This is a genomic window from Geobacillus sp. G4, assembly GCF_040327975.1.
Classification (GTDB): domain Bacteria; phylum Bacillota; class Bacilli; order Bacillales; family Anoxybacillaceae; genus Geobacillus; species Geobacillus thermoleovorans.
In genome coordinates this window covers 1-248 of the sequence record NZ_JBEPJY010000128.1, presented here as the reverse complement: position 1 = coordinate 248, position 248 = coordinate 1, and the positions used below count along the sequence as shown (strand labels likewise).

General features: G+C 64.5%; 1 protein-coding gene. It reads left to right on the top strand.

Features of this window, described 5'->3' with window-relative positions; genetic code table 11:
- Nucleotides 1-248, top strand: a 248-nt coding sequence (locus ABS784_RS17220; RefSeq protein ID WP_352513425.1) for a FecR domain-containing protein, incomplete at both ends; no start/stop codon positions are given.

Sequence of the window (248 nt, the reverse complement as noted above, 5' to 3'; positions counted from 1 at the left end):
AAGCCGACCACCTCACCGTGGTGGGCGAACGCCAGCGCCTGCAACTGGACGACGGCTCCAAGGTGCTGCTGAACACCAACTCGGCGTTTTCCAGCAGCATCAAGGACCACCAGCGCATCGCCCGCCTGTACCAGGGCGAGGCGTTTTTCGAAATCGTGCCCAGCCACGGCCTACCCCTGGAAATCGACGCCGGCCCTGTCCGTGCCAGCGTGCGCGATACGGCTTTCGCCGTGCGTTACCTGAATGGC